Raw genomic sequence first — 3,322 nt, forward strand, 5'->3', positions numbered from 1 at the left:
CCCAGCACTCAGCACTCAGCACTCAGCACTCAGCACTCAGCACTCAGCACTCAGCACTCAGCACTCAGCACTCAGCACTCAGCACTCAGCACTCAGCACTCAGCACTCAGCACTCAGCACTGTTATAATGGAGAGTCATCCCAAGCACCACAAAACCCCGGTGAACGCCCATGCCCGGCAAGCTCTTCGTCCAAACCCACGGCTGCCAGATGAACGAATATGACTCCGCCAAAATGGTGGACGTCCTCGTCGACGCCCACGGCATGTCCGTCACCCAGGACCCCCGCGAGGCGGACGTCATCCTGCTCAACACCTGCTCGGTGCGGGAAAAGGCCCAGGAAAAGGTCTTCTCCCAGCTCGGCCGCTGGAAGGACCTCAAACAGGCCAATGAAAACCTCGTGATCGGCGTGGGCGGCTGTGTCGCCAGCCAGGAAGGGGAGGCCATCGTCCAGCGGGCCGATTTCGTGGACATGGTCTTCGGCCCGCAGACCGTGCACCGCCTGCCGGCCATGGTCGAAGAAGCGCGGGCCAAGAAACAGCCGGTGGTGGATGTCTCCTTCCCCGAGATCGAGAAATTCGACAAGCTGCCAGAGCCCCGGGCGGAAGGCCCCACCGCCTTCGTCTCGGTCATGGAAGGCTGCTCCAAGTACTGCACCTTCTGCGTGGTCCCCTACACCCGTGGCGAGGAAATCTCCCGCCCCTTTGACGATGTCATCGCCGAGACCGTGCAACTGGCCGAGCAGGGTGTGCGCGAGATCACCTTCCTCGGCCAGAACGTCAACGCCTACCAGGGCCCCATGGCCGACGGCGGCACCGCCTCATTAGGCCTGCTGATCCGCTACGCCGCCAAGATCGACGGCATCGAGCGGATTCGCTTCACCACCTCCCACCCGGTGGAATTCACCGACGATCTCATTGAGGCCTATCGCGACGTGCCTGAGCTCGCCGGCTATCTCCACCTGCCGGTGCAAAGCGGCTCCGACCGCATCCTCGCCGCCATGAAGCGCGGCCACATGGCCCTCGAATACAAGCAGAAGATCCGCAAGCTGCGCGAGGCCCGCCCCGGCATCAGCATTTCCTCGGATTTCATCATCGGCTTCCCCGGCGAGACCGAGAAAGACTTCAACGACACCATGCAGCTGATCGCCGATGTCGGCTTCGACCAGAGCTTTTCCTTCATCTACAGCCGCCGCCCCGGCACCCCGGCGGCGAGCTTCGAAGACGACGTCAGCCTGGAAGAGAAAAAGCGCCGCCTGGCCCTGCTCCAGGACCGGGTCAACAAGCAGGCCCGGGCGATCAGCGAAGCCATGGTGGGCACCACCCAGCGGGTGCTGGTGGAAAAGCACTCCAAGAAGGACGAGCGCCAGCTCGCCGGGCGCACCGAGAACATGCGCTGGGTCAACTTCGATGCCCCCGAGGCGCTGATCGGGCAGTTCGTGGACGTGGTCATCACCGAAGCCATGCCCAACAGCCTGCGCGGGCGCCTCAGCGACGAGGCCATCAAGCAGGCCGGCTGAGCCGGCTTCGGCCTGCCCCGGGCAGGCCCCACGCCAGCATGATGGATAGAGTCGGGCTAGCCTGATAATCTCCCCCGAATCCAAGACTTCTGGAAAGGGGAGAGCGTGATGCTCCGGGAAACCAGGGAGTGGTGGTCTGGCCTTGGCAACGTCCACCGCTTTTTCATCGTCTGTCTGCTGATCTCGCCCATGCTGCTGTTGCTGTGGCGGGATGGGCGCAACCTCACCCTGCTGCTGGCCGGCCTGCCCGGGCTCTGGTTCGGCGTGCGCATGGGCTTTCTCCGCTTCACCAACATCGACGGCCACCGCTGGCTGTGGGCGGTATTCGCCTTTCTCGGCGTGGGCATCTTCACCTGGGCGGCCAATGCCTTCGTGGAAGGCGGCATCGACCGCATGGCCCGCCATTACCGCCTGCTGTTCTTCCTCCCCTTCCTCATCACCCTCATCTGGGCCCGCCCGCCCAAGCGCCTGATCTGGGCGAGCCTGGGCCTGGCCGGCATCGCCATCGGCATTGCCGCCCTGGTCGAGCTCTGGCAGGTGGGCGAGGGCCTCAATCACCGGGTTGCCGGTGATGCCCACATCATGAGCTACGGCATCATCAGCGCCATGATTGCGACGGCCGTGGCCGGCGCCGCCTGGCAATATCGCCAGGAAAAGGCCCTGGCCCTGTTCCTCGCCCTCGGCGCGGCGCTCGCCCTGGTGGGCGTGATCGGCTCCGGTGTGCGCGCGGGGCTTTTGGCGGTGGCCGGCGGTATCTTCGTGCTCGCCATTCTTTTCGCTCGCAATGGTGACCGCCGCGCCGCTGCCGTCTTCCTCGGCGGGCCCGCGATCCTGCTGGCGGCCGTCGTCCTGGTGGCCCAGAACGGTATCACCCAGCGGATCTTCGAAGGCTTCAACGAAATCGAGCGCTACGCCGAAACCGAGGCCACGATGCCGCCCCGGGAGGCAGTCGCCGAGCCCGGCTGCATGGACAACGCCACCCTGCTGGAAGCGACGCTTGCCAGCACCGGTTTCCGCGCCACCGCGCTCGAGCAGCCCCGCGTCATCGAGGAGGAGGGCCCCTGCGGCGCTGGCGTCCGCTACCGTTTCCAACCGGTCACCGCCGAAGCCGTCCATGAAGCCACCGCGCGCCTCTACCGCAGCGTCCACGACCAGGCCGAACCCACCCCCGCCCGGGTTCACGCACGTGGCGAAGGTGCCCGAATCCGCGTCGCCGGCGGCGACTGGCAGACCGTGCCCCGCGAGCTGAGCGCCATCGACCTGCGTCCGGGCCTGTCGGCCGGACAGTACATCGACATCCGCATCGACGCCGGCGGCTGGCTGGAATGGACCCCCGAGGCCCTGTTCCCCGGCGAATACCGCTATCCGCATGTGATCGGTTCCATGCCCAAGCGCCTGGAGATGTGGCGCTTTGCCATGATTGGTTTTGGCGAGAAACCGCTCTTTGGCCACGGCACCGGCGCCTTCCGCGCCGTCACCGGCCCCTGGATCGAGCGGGGCCTGGCCGCGCCCATCATCGAACCCTACTCCCACGCCCACAGCGAGTACCTGGATTCACTCGCCACCCGGGGCCTGGGCGGCATCGCCGCACTCATGCTGCTGCTGTTCGTGCTGATCTACCTCTCCCTGCGCCGCCGGGAAGGCCAGCCGAGAAGCCCCGACTACCCCGGCATCCCCATGGCCGCCGCCTGGGTCGCCCTGGCCTGCGCCTTCATCACCGAAGCCGGCCTGTCCATGAACCTGCACGTCATCACCATCGCCCTGTTCATGGCCCTGACCCTCTACCTGACCGACAAGACCCGCCA

General features: G+C 66.0%; 2 protein-coding genes. Both read left to right on the forward strand.

Annotation, left to right across the window (positions count from 1 at the left end; all coding sequences use genetic code 11):
* Positions 1 to 170: 170 nt before the first annotated feature.
* Positions 171 to 1,517: a tRNA (N6-isopentenyl adenosine(37)-C2)-methylthiotransferase MiaB gene (miaB, locus tag ACJWXQ_RS01225; protein ID WP_346052126.1), complete on the forward strand. Its 1,347-nt coding sequence runs from the start codon at positions 171 to 173 to the stop codon at positions 1,515 to 1,517.
* A 108-nt stretch (positions 1,518 to 1,625) separates the two neighbouring features.
* Positions 1,626 to 3,322: O-antigen ligase family protein (locus ACJWXQ_RS01230; RefSeq protein WP_406671981.1), on the forward strand; the 1,697-nt coding region annotated here is incomplete at its 3' end.

The organism is Natronospira sp., assembly GCF_007134575.1.
GTDB classification, from domain to species: Bacteria; Pseudomonadota; Gammaproteobacteria; order Natronospirales; family Natronospiraceae; genus Natronospira; species Natronospira elongata.

What these genes read in the sequence shown, in the direction of transcription:
- miaB (WP_346052126.1), top strand. Translation starts at nt 171, where the DNA reads ATGCCCGGCAAGCTCTTCGTCCAAACCCACGGCTGCCAGATGAACGAA.